Annotated in this window: 15 protein-coding genes; 4 read left to right on the forward strand and 11 right to left on the reverse strand. The window is 53.1% G+C overall.

The annotated features are described in order from the left end of the window. Positions 1-52: 52 nt before the first annotated feature. The 4 genes from J2Y91_RS20835 to J2Y91_RS20850 all read right to left on the reverse strand — a co-directional run bounded on the left by J2Y91_RS20835 (position 53) and on the right by J2Y91_RS20850 (position 5,328). Positions 53-1,420, reverse strand: a complete 1,368-nt coding sequence (locus tag J2Y91_RS20835; protein ID WP_413449754.1) for a TolC family outer membrane protein — start codon at positions 1,418-1,420, stop codon at positions 53-55. Positions 1,421-2,147: 727 nt separating this feature from the next. Next, positions 2,148-2,654: a P-loop nucleotide/nucleoside kinase family protein gene (locus J2Y91_RS20840; protein WP_133625052.1), complete on the reverse strand. Its 507-nt coding sequence runs from the start codon at positions 2,652-2,654 to the stop codon at positions 2,148-2,150. A gap of 46 nt (positions 2,655-2,700) precedes the next feature. Beyond that, a complete protein-coding gene (locus J2Y91_RS20845; RefSeq protein WP_253539290.1) occupies positions 2,701-3,894 on the reverse strand; it encodes an MFS transporter in 1,194 nt (397 codons plus the stop codon). A gap of 309 nt (positions 3,895-4,203) precedes the next feature. Beyond that, on the reverse strand, positions 4,204-5,328 hold the full coding sequence (locus J2Y91_RS20850) for an N-acetyltransferase (RefSeq protein ID WP_253539293.1): 1,125 nt from the start codon (positions 5,326-5,328) through the stop codon (positions 4,204-4,206). 388 nt (positions 5,329-5,716) lie between these two features. On the opposite strand from J2Y91_RS20850, the gene J2Y91_RS20855 reads away from it, so the two are divergent. The 4 genes from J2Y91_RS20855 to spt are packed head-to-tail and all read left to right on the forward strand — an operon-like array spanning position 5,717 to position 9,825. Further along, a complete protein-coding gene (locus tag J2Y91_RS20855; protein WP_253539295.1) occupies positions 5,717-7,456 on the forward strand; it encodes a fatty acyl-AMP ligase in 1,740 nt (579 codons plus the stop codon). A gap of 17 nt (positions 7,457-7,473) precedes the next feature. Continuing rightward, on the forward strand, positions 7,474-8,376 hold the full coding sequence (locus J2Y91_RS20860; RefSeq protein WP_253539296.1) for an NAD-dependent epimerase/dehydratase family protein: 903 nt from the start codon (positions 7,474-7,476) through the stop codon (positions 8,374-8,376). 29 nt (positions 8,377-8,405) lie between these two features. Beyond that, entirely contained in the window at positions 8,406-8,666 is a 261-nt protein-coding gene (locus tag J2Y91_RS20865; RefSeq protein WP_048918533.1) for an acyl carrier protein, read from the forward strand. Continuing rightward, on the forward strand, positions 8,653-9,825 hold the full coding sequence (gene spt / locus J2Y91_RS20870) for a serine palmitoyltransferase (RefSeq protein WP_133623439.1): 1,173 nt from the start codon (positions 8,653-8,655) through the stop codon (positions 9,823-9,825). The genes J2Y91_RS20865 and spt overlap by 14 nt, the downstream gene beginning before the upstream one ends. A 42-nt stretch (positions 9,826-9,867) precedes the next feature. Here the strand turns inward: spt and lptG are convergent, their stop codons facing one another. The 7 genes from lptG to J2Y91_RS20905 form a co-directional block, all read right to left on the reverse strand. Continuing rightward, on the reverse strand, positions 9,868-10,947 hold the full coding sequence (gene lptG / locus J2Y91_RS20875) for an LPS export ABC transporter permease LptG (protein WP_133623438.1): 1,080 nt from the start codon (positions 10,945-10,947) through the stop codon (positions 9,868-9,870). After that, positions 10,944-12,014 (reverse strand): LPS export ABC transporter permease LptF, encoded by a 1,071-nt coding sequence (gene lptF / locus J2Y91_RS20880; protein WP_133623437.1) that lies wholly within the window; start codon positions 12,012-12,014, stop codon positions 10,944-10,946. Before lptF ends, lptG begins: the two co-directional genes overlap by 4 nt. Before the next feature lie 12 nt (positions 12,015-12,026). Further along, positions 12,027-12,620, reverse strand: coding sequence for a YtfJ family protein (locus J2Y91_RS20885; RefSeq protein ID WP_133625049.1), 594 nt, complete (start codon positions 12,618-12,620; stop codon positions 12,027-12,029). 37 nt (positions 12,621-12,657) lie between these two features. After that, on the reverse strand, positions 12,658-13,494 hold the full coding sequence (locus J2Y91_RS20890; protein WP_133623436.1) for a hypothetical protein: 837 nt from the start codon (positions 13,492-13,494) through the stop codon (positions 12,658-12,660). Then, positions 13,494-14,828, reverse strand: a complete 1,335-nt coding sequence (locus J2Y91_RS20895; protein ID WP_133623435.1) for a lipopolysaccharide biosynthesis protein — start codon at positions 14,826-14,828, stop codon at positions 13,494-13,496. Before J2Y91_RS20895 ends, J2Y91_RS20890 begins: the two co-directional genes overlap by 1 nt. Positions 14,829-14,890: 62 nt before the next feature. Then, complete coding sequence (locus J2Y91_RS20900; protein ID WP_133623434.1) at positions 14,891-15,628, reverse strand: nucleoside/nucleotide kinase family protein; 738 nt, start codon at positions 15,626-15,628, stop codon at positions 14,891-14,893. A gap of 9 nt (positions 15,629-15,637) precedes the next feature. Continuing rightward, a complete protein-coding gene (locus J2Y91_RS20905) occupies positions 15,638-16,381 on the reverse strand; it encodes a nucleoside/nucleotide kinase family protein (RefSeq protein ID WP_133625048.1) in 744 nt (247 codons plus the stop codon). Positions 16,382-16,401: the final 20 nt, after the last annotated feature.

Genomic DNA, 16,401 nt, shown 5'->3' on the forward strand with positions numbered 1-16,401 from the left:
TGTTATAACAATACCGGCAAAAAGGGTATTGAATTTGCGTGCATAACTGACTTTATTTCAAATCAGGCAGTGTCTGATTCACACTCTGATCAACACCAAGCTGAGTTAATAAGTCATTAACAGCCGTGGCGTAACTTATCACTGAATACCAGCTGTCATATTTCGCACTGATTTGCGAAAACTGCGCCTGAAATACCTCCTGCTCGACGCTAAGCAGATCGTTCAGCGTGCGCTGATTGAGCTTATATTCGCTCTTGTACACATCGCGCGAGCGGACAGAATCCTGTAGCTGTTCAGCACTGGCCTGCGCCTGCCCTTCAGCGCCAGCCCAGTTGGCATAAGCCACTGAAGCTTTTTGCATCACATCGAGCTTGGCCTGATCGACCAGAGTGGCGGCAATATTTTTATGCCCTTCAGCCTGACTGACGCGAGCCGACACCGCACCGCCCTGATAAAGCGGCGCATTCACGTGTAACTGAATCTGATTATTCCAGTACGGATTGTTCGTGGTTTCGTAACGCGTTCGACTCGCCTGTAAACTCAGGGTAGGCAAATAATCCGCCTTCGCCTTATTGACTTCAAATGACGCCGATTCCTGTTGCGCCTGCGCGTACAGTACCGAGGGCACTTTGGAATAATCGATATTATCCGGCAGCACTGGAGTATCGAGATTCACCGCGGCAATGGACTGATAATGGCTGGCTCGCACACCCGTCAGCGAGGCGAGTTGCGCTTTCGCCGCTGACAGGCTGGCCTGATATTGTTTAAGCGTCGAGCGCATTCCGGAAATACGCGACTGCGCCTGCAGCACATCTGAGCGAGTGCTTAATCCGGCATCGGCGCGTAATGACGACATGCGGCGGACATCTTCCAGCGCCGTAATGTTATCCTCCACCGCTTTGGTCAGATCCTGATATTTCAGCACATCCAGGTAAGCCGTCGCCGTTTGCTCAGCGACGTCAGACAGTGTCGCCAGCAATTTGTAGCGATAACTTTCCTGCGCAGATTTCTGCTGGTTAATGCTGGCGTTGGTTTTACCGAAGTCGTAGACAAGCTGCGACAGCGTCAGGCCGTAGGCAGCGGCATTATTCATATTGTTGAAGGTATCCTGCTGGGTCGAATTGCCGGTATTGGCGGTCAGACCGACCTGCGGAAACCACGCACTTTGCGCTTCGCGGATCTGCGCCTGGCCGATCCCCATTTGGTACGCCTGTTGCGTAACCGACGGACTGCGTGAAAACGCCTGCAAAATAGCGGTTTTCAGATCCACCGACGCCATACTTTTCATCGATGGCGGATTGGCCCACCGATCTGCGTGCCCTGACACCACGGCATTGGCGATAAACGGGAACGTCAAGAAAACAATTAAAATACAGATTTTTTGTAAGCTGTTATTAAATAATTTTACAATCCATATCATTGAATAAAGAGATCCATCTTATTAATTTACAGGGTCGGGTGTTCTTTATCCTACCCCACTTAAGACAAATCTTAAACTCTTTTTTTTGGGGACAAAAAAGGGCACAAGAATATTGTTTTAGTTTCATAACGTTATTACTGATGGAAATACTTTATGCCTTGCCAATCATCAGGCTGTAAATTCGATTAGGAAGAAATAAAAAAAAGCATGGCGTTTATTATTATCCCTGTGAGTCTAGTACATGATATCGCCTAACGCCACTCTGTTTATGTTAAACACCATGACGCTATAGTTAAATAATTGTTGGCTACTTGTAATAACTCCTTGCCCTGTCTGAATCAGAAAATTATTCCCAGCCGCACCTTTAATATCTCAATATATCAGGCACTCCGGAATGATAAGGTCTTCTCGATATTATTTTTACGCGTTGAGTTTTAAGGAAAGTTGTTGCGGCAGACTAAATTTGACCATCTTAATAGTGATGCATCATCGGTTATTAATTTAAAACAGCTGCTATATGACCGGGCGTAGTTCAGCGTTAACATCGCTGAAAAAACCTATCACAACGATTGCGCAAAGCGATGGTGACTCTCATTCGCATATTTCATTACTTTCCTTTTATCGGCGTAATCAACCCAATTCGCCTTGCCATGACCGGTCCAAGTATTGAACACAACGCCCAGTGGGTCATAGCCGATCCTGGCCCGCAACCCTGATGTAATTGTGTTTAGCCGTACTCAATAACAGTAAACCCTTCGTCATCTGTTGGTGCGGAGAAATAGCGCGTTATGATTTCGAATTGTTGATCGGTCGCGCTAAAGTCGTGTACACCCTCTGCGTTTCGGGCATGCAATCGGGCTTTACAGACCTCATCAGAGACTTTCAGATAGTGCAGACGATGACTGGCACCTGACTCCTTAACGATACTCATCATCCATTCACGATTTGTAGGTGTGTTGGCCGGAAAATCCAGAACGACGGATAAACCCGCTCTGAGTAACGATACGAGGTGGGGCTTGATGGCGCTGCGGAGCTTCGAGGAACACTGCAAATAATCGGCTACTGAATGGATTTCATTGGCATAGAGCACCGCCAGCCACCGATCCTCACTGACGAGCACGGTGGCTGGCGAGGCAGCTAATTTCACGGATAGCGTGGATTTACCTGATGCAATTTTTCCACACAGCAGGTGCAGCGTGGGTTTTCCTGCTGTGGTGACCGTATTGCTATCCATCATTTACCTCACTAACAATTAATAGTAAGGCCCTCCTTACTGTCGCTTAACACTCACTGCATGGCTGCACGCTTCCCGCCTGCCAGACGGTACAGGCATACACCACCAGTCCGGTAACGCCCAGAATCACGCCCACATAGGCGGTCGCGATCCAGCCGTAGCCTAAAGAAACCGCCATGCCGCCCAGATAGGCGCCCATCGCGTTGGCAATATTCAGCGCGGAGTGATTCATTGCGGCAGCTAACGTCTGTGACTCTTTCGCCACGTCCATCAGGCGTATCTGCAGTGACGGCAGTAAAACCGACGAGGTGCCAATCAGGAAAGTCGCCAGCATCCCACCCGCGACCTGCGTTGCCAGCAGCGGGAAGACGATCATAATGCAAATATTCCACAGCAGCGTCCAGCCTATCACCTTCAGCACGGTTTTATCCGCCAGCCGGCCACCCACCAGATTCCCGACAATCATCCCCAGGCCAAACGCGGCCATGGCCCACGGAATAAGCCGGGTGGACATGCCCGCCACGTGCATCAGGGTGGGTGCAATGTAGCTGAACACCGCAAACATCCCGCCAAAGCCGATCGCCCCCACCAGTAGGGTCAGCAGCACCTGGCTGTTTTTCAGCGCGCCCAGTTCACGCAACGGATGAGCATCGCTGTCTGCCGGTGTGGCAGGTACAAAGCGCAATATCAGCATGCAGGTGACTAAGCCAATCACCCCGACAAACCCGAATACCACATGCCAGTTAAAGACTTGCCCTACCCACGATCCCAGCGGGACGCCAATCAGCGTGGCGATGGTTAACCCCAGCATCAGGGCACTGAGCGCCCTGCCGCGCTTTCCTGCCGGAACCAGAGAAGCGGCCACCAGCGACGCTACGCCAAAATAGGCACCGTGCGGTAAGCCCGTCAGGAAGCGGGCGATAATCAGGCCGTGATAGCTTCCCACCAGCGCACTGCCAACGTTGCCAATAAAAAACAGCGCCATTAATGCCAGCAGCAGGTGTTTTCTCACCATCCGCGCCGCAATCACCGCAATAACCGGTGCGCCCACCACCACCCCAAGCGCATAGCTGGCAATCGCATTACCGGCCTGCGGTTCAGTGATGTGAAAAGAGCTGGCGACGCCCGGTAATAATCCCATGATGATAAATTCGCCGGTGCCAATACCGAACCCACCCAACGCCAGCGCGAAGATAGCCCAGCGCGCCGCTGCGGCACTCAAAACATTCTGGTTTTGCAAAACTCCCCCTTACAGGTTTCAAATTTCAGTGGCTTAAAACCCTTGCAGGCAAAACCTGACAAGATTCTAAACTAATTTGAGCCACATCACAGTTTTACAAAACTCAGGTTGATTTAAAACTAATCGATTGCTCTCCAATACAGTATTGTCATCGATGATTTTCCTGCGCTGCAGGGGTTCCGCTGAGAAGCAGTTTGCCTTGACGCATAAAGCGGGATTTAGCGTCATGTTGAAATAGTAGAGGCCGCGAGGTGATCCCCCGCCTGTGTCCGGAGAACACCTGCATGCCCGCCTCCGGCGGCCTCGTTATCACAGCTGCTTCGCATACAACCGATAGCGCTTATAGGCAACCGCGCCGATACGCTCGAGGATATGGCGCATCCCGCTGTTGGACTCGAGGATCCACGACATCTCCAGCGCGTCGATCTTGCGTCTGGCAAAGGGATCGCGCAACGCTTCAATCAGCAGCAGAGCAATAATCGGCCCGGTGCGGCTGGATTGATACTCCTGCACCACCCCCATTAACGGCACGCGTGCGGTGCGCACCCCGCTCACTTTCAGGCGCCATAACAGTTTCGCCCAGCCAAAAGGCAGTAAGCGGCCGTTGAGATCGCGTATGGCCTCATTGAGGTTCGGTAAGCCGACAATAAATGCGCAGGGTTTTGCGTCTATTTCAGCAATATAGATCATATCGTCTGGCACCAGATGCTTTAGCTGCTCTCCCATCACGGCAAATTCATGCTCGGTGAACGGCACAAACCCCCAGTTATTCTGCCAGCCTGAGTTGAAAATCTGCCGCATTATCTGCATCTCTTCAGCAAAGCGCTGGCGATTAATGCAGCGAACGGTCACCTTTTTCCGCACTCTGTCCATCAGCTTCAGTAAAGGAGGGGGAAAATGAAGATCGCTGCGCTGCATCCAGTAGGCGAGCAGGTCAATGCCTTTACCATATCCCTGCTGCTCCAGCGCGCGGGCATAATAGGTTTTACCATGCGTCATCATGGCCGAAGGTGGTGTATTAAAGCCGTTAATCAACAAGCCACTCTCCTGATTGATATTGAGCCCAAAGGGGCCGGTTATTTTTCTGGCACCTTTGGATTTCAGCCAGCTTTCCGCTGCGCTAAACAGCGCGCTAAATACCTCCTGATCTTTAATCGCGTCAATCATGCCAAAATGGCCGGTATCCTCACCATAAAGTTCACGATGAAGCGTGTCTATTTGTGCCGTTATCCGGCCAACAATAACATTGTTTTTCCTGGCCACCCATGCCTGCCATTCGATATGCTCATTGCCTGGATTTTTCTCAGAAAGATGCTCCATGCGCTCCATATATAATGGCGCTATCCAGCCTGGATCGTCGTGATATAGCGTGGAGGGAAACGCAATGAAATTTTTAAGGCCCTGCTTATTAATGACTTTCTCGATGCGGATCATAACCACCCTGACTTATTTCAATTGATGAAAGCACAGCAAGTATTTAAGAATTAACTTATCTGGCGCTGTATTAGCACCTACCCTCTGAGCCAGTGATGACGGAAATTAGCGGAATGAATCTGTTCATCTTTACCACTAGATGCGTTTAACACCCGCAATGTGGAATAAACCATACACTTTTTAAAAATGGCGCGTCATACTAACTCCCGCTATGTTTTTCATCGGGCATGAGGTTTTTATGCTAATCGTTTATCAAAATAAAACTGAACCATTTTTCACCCAACACCCTTACCGATATTTTTTCGCGTGACGTTTAACAAAAAACAACCTCTACCCTGCGTATTTCTCGGAGTTATCTGGCGGTTTTTAATCAATGGCTTTATTGCAAATGTCTGAAACGAGTTCAATCCATTCTCTTCCTATGCGCTATGCTGATTTCCCCACCTTAGCGGAAGCATTAAATTATGCTGCCAGCGGAAGCACGGGAATGAATTTCTACGATCGGCACAATCAGCTCACTGCCGTGCTGGAGTACCGCACGTTGAAACAGCGTGCCCTGGCAATGGCTCAGCGGTTATTAGCGCTTAAGCTAAAAAAAGGTGACCGTGTCGCCCTGCTCGCTGAAACCTGCCCGGAGTTTGTCGAGGCATTCTTCGCCTGCCAGTATGCGGGGTTAGTGGCAGTACCGCTCGCTATCCCAATGGGGATCGGTCAGCGCGATGCTTATATCTCCAGGCTGCAGGGCTTAATGACAAATTGCCAGCCTGCGGTCATCGTGGGGAGTGAGGAGTGGTTACCCATCATCCGCTCCGCCAGCGTTAATAATCCGGGTATGCACATCCTTAGCCATCAGGCTTTGCACGCCTTACCCGCCGGGACAGCTGACATGCCCGCTTTATCGCCTGACGATATTGCCTATCTGCAGTACACCTCGGGCAGCACGCGTTTTCCGCGCGGTGTGATCATTACCCACCGCGCGGTGATGGCCAATCTGCAGGCCATCAGTCACGACGGGATAAAACTGCGCGCCGGCGATCGCTGCGTTTCCTGGCTGCCGTTTTATCACGATATGGGGCTGGTTGGCTTTCTCCTGACGCCGTTAGCCACCCAGCTATCGGTGGATTACCTGCGCACGCAGGACTTCGCCATGCGCCCGATGCAGTGGCTGAAGCTGATTAGCAAAAACCGCTGCAGCGTCTCGGTTGCTCCGCCGTTCGGTTACGATCTCTGCCTGCGCCGCTGTAACGATCACGCGCTGGCTGACATCGATCTCTCCAGCTGGCGCGTGGCGGGCGTTGGCGCAGAAAGCATTTCTGCCGAACAGCTGGCGCATTTTGCGCAGCACTTTAGCCAGGCCAATTTCGATAGCAACGCCTTTATGCCCTGCTACGGTTTGGCGGAAAACACCCTTGCCGTCTGCTTCTCACCAGCGGCCTCAGGGACGTTGACCGATTGTGTCGACCGTGCAATTCTCGAATATCACAGCCAGGCCGTCGCGCCTACGCGCAGCACCAAAGCCACCTCGACCTTTGTTAACTGCGGCAAGGCGTTGCCGGGTCACCGTATTGAAGTGCGTAGCGAGGACGGCACGCCACTGCCTGAACGTCAGGTGGGGCATATCTGTATATCCGGTCCCAGCCTGATGAGCGGTTATTTTCAGGATGCCGCTTCGCAGCAGAAAATCCAGGCGAGCGGATGGATGGATACCGGTGACCTGGGCTATTTACACCTGGGTGACCTGTTTGTCACCGGGCGTAAAAAAGACCTGATCATCATTCGCGGCCGCAATATCTGGCCACAGGATATTGAGTATGTCGCTGAGCAGGAACCTGAGATTCATTCAGGTGATGCGATAGCCTTTGTCACCTCAGCCGGGCAGGATAAAGGAGCTCGCATTATCTTACAGATCCAGTGCAAAGTGAGATCGCAAGAGCGCCGGCAGCAGATCGTGCATTCACTGATGGCCCATATTCAAAGCGAGTTCGGCGTGACTGTGGATATCGAACTGCTGCCACCGCACAGTATCCCGCGCACCTCTTCAGGCAAACCCGCCCGTGCCGAAGCGAAGAAGCGTTACCTTAACGCCCTTGGCGTAGCGGTCCCTCCTCAAACCGAGCTGGCAGGTTAGTGAACAGGAGCACAGTCGTGGCCATAACCGGCGCAACCGGTTTTATCGGCCGGCATATTGCCGTCAATTTGCTGGCGCGCGGCTTTTCCCTCAGAGCACTGACGCGCCTCGCATCACGCCAGTCGATGAAAAATCTCCATTGGGTTGAGGGAGACTTGCAGCAGCCCGAATCTCTGGCAGAACTGGTGAGCGGCGCAGACTGTGTCGTTCACTGTGCGGGCCAGGTGCGCGGACACAATGAAGCGGTTTTCACCCACTGCAATGTTGGCGGCAGCCTGAATCTGCTGCAGGCGGCAAAGGAGAGCGGCCGCTGCCAGCGCTTCTTATTTATCTCCTCTCTGGCCGCACGCCATCCCGACCTATCCTGGTATGCGAAGTCAAAATTTGTCGCGGAACAGCAGTTAAGCGCCCAGGCGTCACCTGTTGCGCTGGGAATTTTTCGCCCCACGGCAGTGTACGGGCCGGGTGATAAAGAGTTAAAGCCAGTGCTTAGCTGGCTGCTACGCGGCGTACTGCCGCGCACGGGCGCGCCTGACGCCAGACTGTCGTTTCTTCACGTCAGTGATTTGGCTGAAGCGGTTGGCCAATGGCTCTGCGCCACAAACCCCTTACCTCAACCCTATGAACTCTGTGACGGGTTAAGTACGGGATATAGCTGGGAGAGCCTGCGCCTGATTGGCGCGCAGGTGCGACGCGGCCCGGTGCGCTTAATCGCTGTCCCGTTACCGCTACTGAAATGGCTTGCGGATATTAACGTGTTTGCCTGCCGTATTGCAGGTAAAGAACCGATGCTGACCCGGAGCAAAATCCAGGAGCTCAGCCATCACGACTGGTCGGCAAGCAACAAAAATTTATCTGAAGATATTGATTGGTTTCCAAAAATCACTTTGCAGCATGCACTGCGTGAAGACTTGTTTTAAACATCTGATAAAGGGAAGTGACGAGCGCTATGATAAATCGAGAAGCGGTGATGGATTACATCCTCGCGTGTTTAGGCGGGATGGTCGCCAGTGAGGTAGAAATAAAGCCGGAAAGCGATCTGATTGATGAACTGGGCCTCGAGTCCATCAAGGTAATGGATCTGTTGATGATGCTGGAAGAGCGGTTTGATATCTCTATCCCGATAAATATCTTGCTGGATATCAGGACGCCAGCAGAGTTACGCGATGCACTGTTGCCACAGCTGGAGAAGAGTTATGGGCCTCTATGATAAGTTCGCTCGCCTCGCTCGCCAGCGCGAACAGTTCCATCATTCGGGACTGACCCCATTCGGCACCTGTATTGATGAAATCTACTCCGCCACCGAGGGGCGAATTGGCAATAATAAGGTGCTTTTGGCAGGCACCAACAACTACCTTGGCCTGACGTTTAATCAGCAGGCAATAGCGGCGAGCCAGGCGGCAGTCGCCGCTCAGGGGACCGGCACCACCGGTTCACGCATGGCGAACGGCAGCTATGGCGCGCACCTTGCCCTGGAGCAGGAGCTGGCGCTATTTTTTGACCGCCCCAGCGCCATCGTATTCTCCACTGGCTATACCGCCAATCTGGGCATCATCAGCACGCTGGCCACCCCGGACGCCGTGGTGCTGCTGGATGCCGATAGCCATGCCAGTATCTATGATGCTTGTGCCATGGGTGGCGCCACGATTATCCGCTTTCGCCATAACGATGCCAGCGATCTGGAGCGCCGCATGCTACGCCTTGGCGAGCGCGCGCGTGAAGCCATTATTATTGTTGAAGGTATTTATAGCATGCTGGGTGATGTTGCCCCGCTGGCAGAAATTGTCGACATCAAGCGGCGCCTTGGCGGCTACTTAATGGTGGATGAAGCGCACTCTTTCGGCGTGATGGGCGCCACCGGCCGCGGCCTGGCGGAACAGCTCGGCGTGGAACGGGATGTGGATATCATCGTAGGGACATTCAGTAAAAGCCTGGCATCCATCGGGGGATTTGCCGTCGGCGGCGCAGCCATGGAGGTTCTGCGCTATAGCAGCCGCCCATACATTTTCACCGCCTCGCCCTCCCCCTCCAGTATTGCCTCGGTGCGCTCCTCATTACGCACTATTGCGCAAAAACCCGAGCTGCGCCAAACGCTGTGGAGTAACGCCCACCGCCTTTATCACGGTCTTGCCGGGCTGGGGTATGAAATGGGGCCGCACATCAGCCCGGTGGTGCCGGTAATGATTGGTTCGAAAGAGGACGGTTTACGCTTCTGGCGCGGGCTGATTGCACGCGGTGTCTATGTCAACCTGGTGTTACCGCCTGCCGCCCCCGCAGATATCACCCTGCTGCGCTGCAGCGTGAATGCAGCCCACAGCGACCAACAGATTGATACCATCATTCAGGCCTTTGCCGAGCTGAAGCGCTAATTTTCCCGTCAAAGTGAGAGCAGATAAGCTGTTTGATCGCAGTCAGTGGCCTTTATCAAAGCGAGAAATCAGCAGCAAAGCACCCAGCATCAGCAGCCCTGGTACTGCCAGCGTGGTGAGCGGGGCATTCAGCGCCAGCAGCAGCCCGAGGTTAACGATTATCTGATAGCTGATGTAGGTGAGCAGCCCGACTATTACCCCCGAGGCTAATCGGCTGCCCAGCCCGGGCGAACGCGGCGCGCTAAACGTAAAGGGAACGGCGAGTAAAATCATGGCGAGGGTTAACAGCGGGCGCCCCAGCTTTTGCCAGAGCGCCATGCGGTACTCTGCCGAGGGCTGACCGCTATCATGCAGGTAGTGAATATACTGGCGCAGCTGGTGGATGGAAAAGCTACCGCCCGGCAGCGTGAGTTCGGCCAGGCTCATCCTGCTAAAGATCGAGCGCCAGCGCAGACTTTCTGTCGATGACAGGGTCTCTTTGCCGTTCTGCCAGCTCTTTAGCCTCACGCCGTGCAGGATCCAGCTGCCGTCTTTTAGTACCGTGGCTTTCGCGGCGAAAATATAGCTCGCCAGCGACAGGTCAGGAAGATAGTAAAATATCTCCACGCCCACGGGTTGCTGCCGGGCATCGAGGGTTTTCACTGTGGCAAATTCATTATCTTTCCTCGCCCACAGCGCGTTTCTCACCGCTGCGCTGTCAGGATCTTCAGCCACGGCCGCCGCTTTCAGCTGCAAAGCACGCTGCTGTAGCGGTGAAGCCACCCACTCATCAAGCGCGGCCAAAGCCACCGTCAGCAGGATGCCAGCGGCCAGCGCGGCGAGAGAAATTTTGAAAATTGACCAACCCGCCACCCGCATCGCGGTGAGCTCCAGACTTTTTGATAATTGCCCCAGCCCGACAATGCCACCGATCAGCGCGATAAACGGTCCTAAATCAATCAGGCTTCTCGGCGATGTCATCAACACCACCAGCAGCGCCTGGGTCCAGCGGTAGCCACCCGGGCTGACGTCATCAAGCTCGTTAATCAGGTTAAACGTGGTGAACAACGGCATTAACATGCCTGCGGCGGCGGCGAATCCGATAAAGATATGGCGAATTAAATAGCGGGTTAACAGCGTCATGGCCGGTATCTCTGCCAGAGCGAAAAGTCGCGCGCCATCAGCAGCACCAGCCCGAGAAACATCATAACGGAGAGGATCCAGACGCCGGGTATCAGGGCAAACGTACCGTTGGCAACCAGCGTGCGGCTGAGATTACCGCCGTAGAAGATCAGGGTGAAGAGCACCGTTAACGGCAGCAGCGTGGCAAAACGCCCCTGTCGCGGCTTAATGCGGCTGAGTGGAATAGCCAGCAGCGCCATCATTAGCGTGTTAATGCCACGACTTTCGCGCCACTGCAGCTCGGCCCGGTCGGCAGGATCGCGGGAGCCTGACAGCGTCAGGCTCGGGGCGGATTTACGCTTCAGGCCGGGGTTTTGCCGCAGCGGCTTAAGCTGCAGCTTCATATGACGGTAAATCATCTGGTTATCCCCCGCCCCCTGGTGCTCCAACACGTCAGAGGTGCCCGCGTGCAGCATCACGGAAGGTGCGTTCGGTGACGGGTTCAGCACCCTCACCGTGTGGGCCCGATAGACGCGGCTGCTATTAGCGGACGGGGTGTAAATCAGCACATCGGCGAGCGTGCTGTTAGCCGAGTCGACCTCTCCTGCCAGGATCATCCGGCCATCATCATTGACGTTAAATTTATTGGCAATAAGGTGGTTAACATCCAGCTGCGATTGTGACTGCTGCTCCAGCTGATAGATCTGCCCGTAAGCCCAGGGTCTGACAAACAGGGAGAGCAGCATCACCAGCATTGCCAGCGGAATGGCAAAAATCATCACGGCTTTGTAGAGGCGCAGTGGACTGGCCCCTGCGGCAAAAATCGCCGTGATTTCCGAGTCATTCCACAGCTGACCTAGCGTGACGCCAACGGCAACATATAGCGCAACCGGCAGCAGCATTTCCAGCGCAATCAGAACCTTATAGCAGATGATATCGAACACCACTTTCAGCGCCAGGGTGCCGCTCGCCGCGTCGGTCAGGTAGCGTTGCGCGGAGTAGCTGGCAAAAATAAAGATCAGAAAACCTGCCAGAGTCAGCACTAAGCGCTGGGTCAAACTTACGATATAGCGTTCTATTAGCAGCATGGTTTACGCGCCTCAAGGAGTAGCGGGCAGCGGCGCCGGTTGAGCACGACCTGGGTTCAGCAGGTCATGCACGCTGCGCAACAGCTGGCAGACCTCCTGCTCAGTCAGCGCGCCATCTTTTGCCCACTGGATATGCCCGTCTTTATCCAGCAGCAGAATCGTGGAGCTTGCTGGCTTAAGTTGCCAGGTTTTTCGCCCCAGCCCCTGGCTGTCGATAATAAATTGTGCCCAGGGGTACTTTCTTTTATTTTTCTCGACTTTTCTGCCGACAAAAAAACCCGAGCCGGGAATTTCATCGTCGGTATTGACGATGGTTGTCGGTTGAAACTGTTTATGTGGAAATTGTGCGCGCTTAATCGCTTTAATCAGTAACGCATTTTTGTCCTTGGCGGAGGTGCGCCCAGCAATATACTGTAACACGCGTACTTTGCCCGCCAGCTGCTGACTCGACCAGGGGCGATAGCGGATATTATCATTATCGAACATCAGCTCGCCCCGCTCGCTTATGGTCAGCGGCGCCATCTGCTCACCGACAATAAAATTGTGCGCGCAGGCCATCAGTGGGCATAACAACAGCGATGAGAGTAGCAATCTGCTTAACGTCATCACGCTGCGCTTATCGCTAAAATCCGCGCACTCATCTTCACCATGGATAACGTTCAAGCCATAATGCCAGGCGCTGGCGAATATCGTTATCTAATCGTGTCGGTGAATCGTAGGCATTGCGCCCGATCAGACTATCCCTCACCATCTCATCATGTCGGTCTCCCATTAGCCCATTAATGGCGGCTAAATAACGGGAAACCTGGCGGACGTGCAGGTTTTGCGGGTTAATGGTTCTGAGCGTGTCAAACCAGGAGACCTGCTGACTGATAATCTTACGTACCGCATGAAACTCCTTTCCGGTTAGCAGAGGTTTGCTGATAAATGCTTTTAATGCGTGCATCTCACCCTGGCAATAAACAATAAACTCCTGCTCTGTGTCTAATCGTATCTGGCGCAGCGAATGATTGACCATCTTCCACACCGGGGGGCTGAGATAAAATCGCAGGATGCGGGCGTAAAAATTAAGGTTCTTCTTGTCATCATGGCGAAAGGCATCCTGTAATTTACCCAAAAAAACCGTCGTTTTACTGAACCACATACTGGAGGCATGATGTTGACAATAAAGGCGCTGGGCAAAACGCAAATGCTTATAGCGCGCACGGATCAATTTATATTTTAAGCGCTCAGCTTCAGATAAGTGACCTTCATTCAGAAGCTTATTAATAAGGTCGAGTAGCTCCTCACGCGTAAAGCCCTCTTCCCAGTACTGCAGGCACAAGGCGTAATTATCCTGAATATTTTGCTGCGAGACGTGTAAATCGATAACATCGGGCAGGCTGATATTTTCATCAACCAAATCATCCTCATCCACTGCCGCCAGCAGCTGCTGCAGCGTCTCCCGCGGAAATTTCCGCCACTTAATGTTACCGCTCATTAATGACTCTCTTTAGGCTTGGTGAAGGGTAATAAATGGCGAGAGTGCCAGGCCCGCAGAGTAGGAATGAACGACAGCAGCACGTCTAAACACTGCCCTGCAAGATAGGCGTAAGCCGCACCTGACACGCCAAAAAAATGGGACAAAACAATTAACAACGCAATGTAACTGGCTGAAGAGAGCGTTTGTGCCATGAGGAAAACGCGTTGTTTACCCGCCATAAACAGCAGCGACTCCTGTGGAAAACCCAGCATAGAGACAACGATCGCGCCGAGCATGATCTCAATTAAGTGATAGGCCTGCAGATATTGCTCGCCAAAAACGGAGGAGATAACGGGTTTACCGACCACCATCACCAGCAGCGCCACCAACATGCCAATGCCGCCGGCTAAGCAGGCAGATTTCAGCCCCAGTAGCCAGGGCTGGCTGCCACGCGGATCCAGGCGCATCACTTCAGGGTAGAAGCTCTTTTCCATTAGCTTAGCCGGGGAGCCTGTCGCGTCAAAAAAGGTCGTGGCAATTTTAAACAATCCGGCCGCTGCGGGCCCTAACACCATCCCCACTAACACCGTACTGCAGGAGTTGCGCGCTGACCAAATTGAGTGGGCGAAGTTGGTGGTCCAGACAAAATTCCAGGCCCCTGCCAACCTGCTGGCAGGGGCAAATAAGCGAGGGCGCAGTGCGTGATGAATGTTTCTGCGCCGCAGTTCGCGCGCGGCAAACCACCAGTAGAGCACTCCCCCGATCAGATTAGAGGCATACCAGGTGATAATGAAACCGGCGAAGCCCAAATCCCCCAGGTAAGAGATGACGCTGCCAGCAGCGCGCAATAGCGGCCTGACAGCCTGCTGGATCGCAATCAAATCAAAGCGGTCAACGGCGCGCAAAATTCCCGTGGGCGTCGATGCCGCCAGCGAAGGGATCAGCGTGCAGTAAAGTATTGCCAGCCACAAGCTCTGCCTGTCAAGCCCTAGCGAGTGTGCCAGCAGCGGCAACAGCAGCATGCCAGCCACGACGGCAATGGCCCCACTGGCGATATCAAGGCCAAAGGAGAAAGAGATAACATCGCGAAACTGCTGAATATTTTTATTAGCGACTGCGGGGGAGCCATATTTAACCACCAGCTGCCATGTCTGGAACTTAATAAAATCGCTAATGCCTTTCGCATAGGCCTGAATAACCACCAGCACGCCAAACATCTGCGTCGACATGCCTTTGCCCGCGCAGGAGAGTGCAACCAGGCCCAGTAAAGCGCTCAGCGCATTACTGGAAGCCAGATAAGCCGCATTGCGAAGAATGGTACGAAAAACACCATCAGAGAACCAATGTTTCATGGAATGAGACCAACCATTGAAAACCATTCAGCCGGATTGTGAAGTCAGCCGCTGGGCGACTTTTAAATTTGAGTCTGTTGAGCGACAGAAGAGACCAACTTAAGCGCTTCGCTAAGCACGCTGTTATAGGGGGCACGGGCGTCAATCGCAAAAACCCTGGCGTGATTGTAATGAATCTTGTTCATCACCGAGATTTTATCCCGTAGCTCTTCATAATCATGGTCTGGCTTGCGGGAAGACGCCGTCTCGATATCAATATCAAGGCGAATAACCAGCTCAGGACGGTAGTTCGCCATTTTCTGGTATAGGCGGCGTTCGCGCTCGGCAAGATGTGTCATCCACCAGCTGCTCACCCTTTCAATACCAATCCCTGGCCCGTCATAGTAAAACCCTGAAACTTCCGCCTGCGGATAGCGATCGCTAATCACCAACACCCCACGCTTTGTCAGGCGCTGTACTTTGCGTAAATTCACCATGCGGCGCAGTGAAAAAGCATACATAATCAGCGCGGCCCACAAGGGAGGAGCCTTGCTGCTCATACGTTGAGTTTCTGAGGATTTTTTTGCCAGCCGACGCTCCAGCCAGACACCAATCATCGGCAGGCGCTTAATTTTATCGCCATCCTCACCGGACAGCACACCTAAATAACGGCGTTCGCTCATCCCACGGGCTTGCATATTTTTGACTAAATCGGCCGTTAGCGTTGATTTACCGGTGCCATCACACCCCACCACGGCAATTAACCCGGCGATATAGCTGGCAGAGGCGTCTTTATTGACGGTGGATCTATTTATCGCCATCGGTTTCTCTCAGAGATCGTCAAAAGGTGGAATGTCGGGCGAAGCCAGGGACGCGTTAATCACGCGCAGTGATTTAGCTAAGATCTTGTCCGCTGCCTCAAGGCCATTTAAGTCGCAAATCGTCGCGCCGTTGAAAGTCAGATGCGGAATAACCGCGCTCTTCTCGCGCAGTGAAGAGAGCGCGTGATCGGGCTTGCGCGCATGCGCAGTCCCGGCATCCACATTCAAACGGATCAGCAGCAAAGGGGGATAGGAGGCCATCCACTGATAGATCTTTTTCTCGCGCTTTCTCAGTGCGCTCACCCACCAACTTCCGCCCGCTGTTTTGTCCAGCTGCGGACCGTCAAAACGAAACCCCGCCACTTCAGCCTGGGGATAACGATCGGTAACCAATAAACAGCCATTTTTACAGCGTGAAAGCATGCGCAGAAATTTGTAAGCCCGCCAGCAGGAGAGTAAAAAAATCACCAATGCCGTGACTGCATCCGGTGGCTGAGCACGGCGATGGTGAACCTGGCTGGCTTTTATTTGCAGATAATGCCTCAATGACGCGCCAATAATAGGAATTCGACTAATCCATTCGCTAATACGCCCGGAGGATTGCCCAAGATATAATAATCCTGTTGGTTCCTGTAACGAGAGATGACTCACCAGGCTTGCAGCTAGCGTTGATTTTCCTGCACCATCACAGCCCGTAATGGCAATAACCCTTACAGGAGCATGGCGGCTGAAATGAGGCGTCTGACGATTCACATAAAAACCAATATCCAAAA

The sequence above is a fragment of the Erwinia aphidicola genome (genome assembly GCF_024169515.1).
GTDB lineage: Bacteria > Pseudomonadota > Gammaproteobacteria > Enterobacterales > Enterobacteriaceae > Erwinia > Erwinia aphidicola.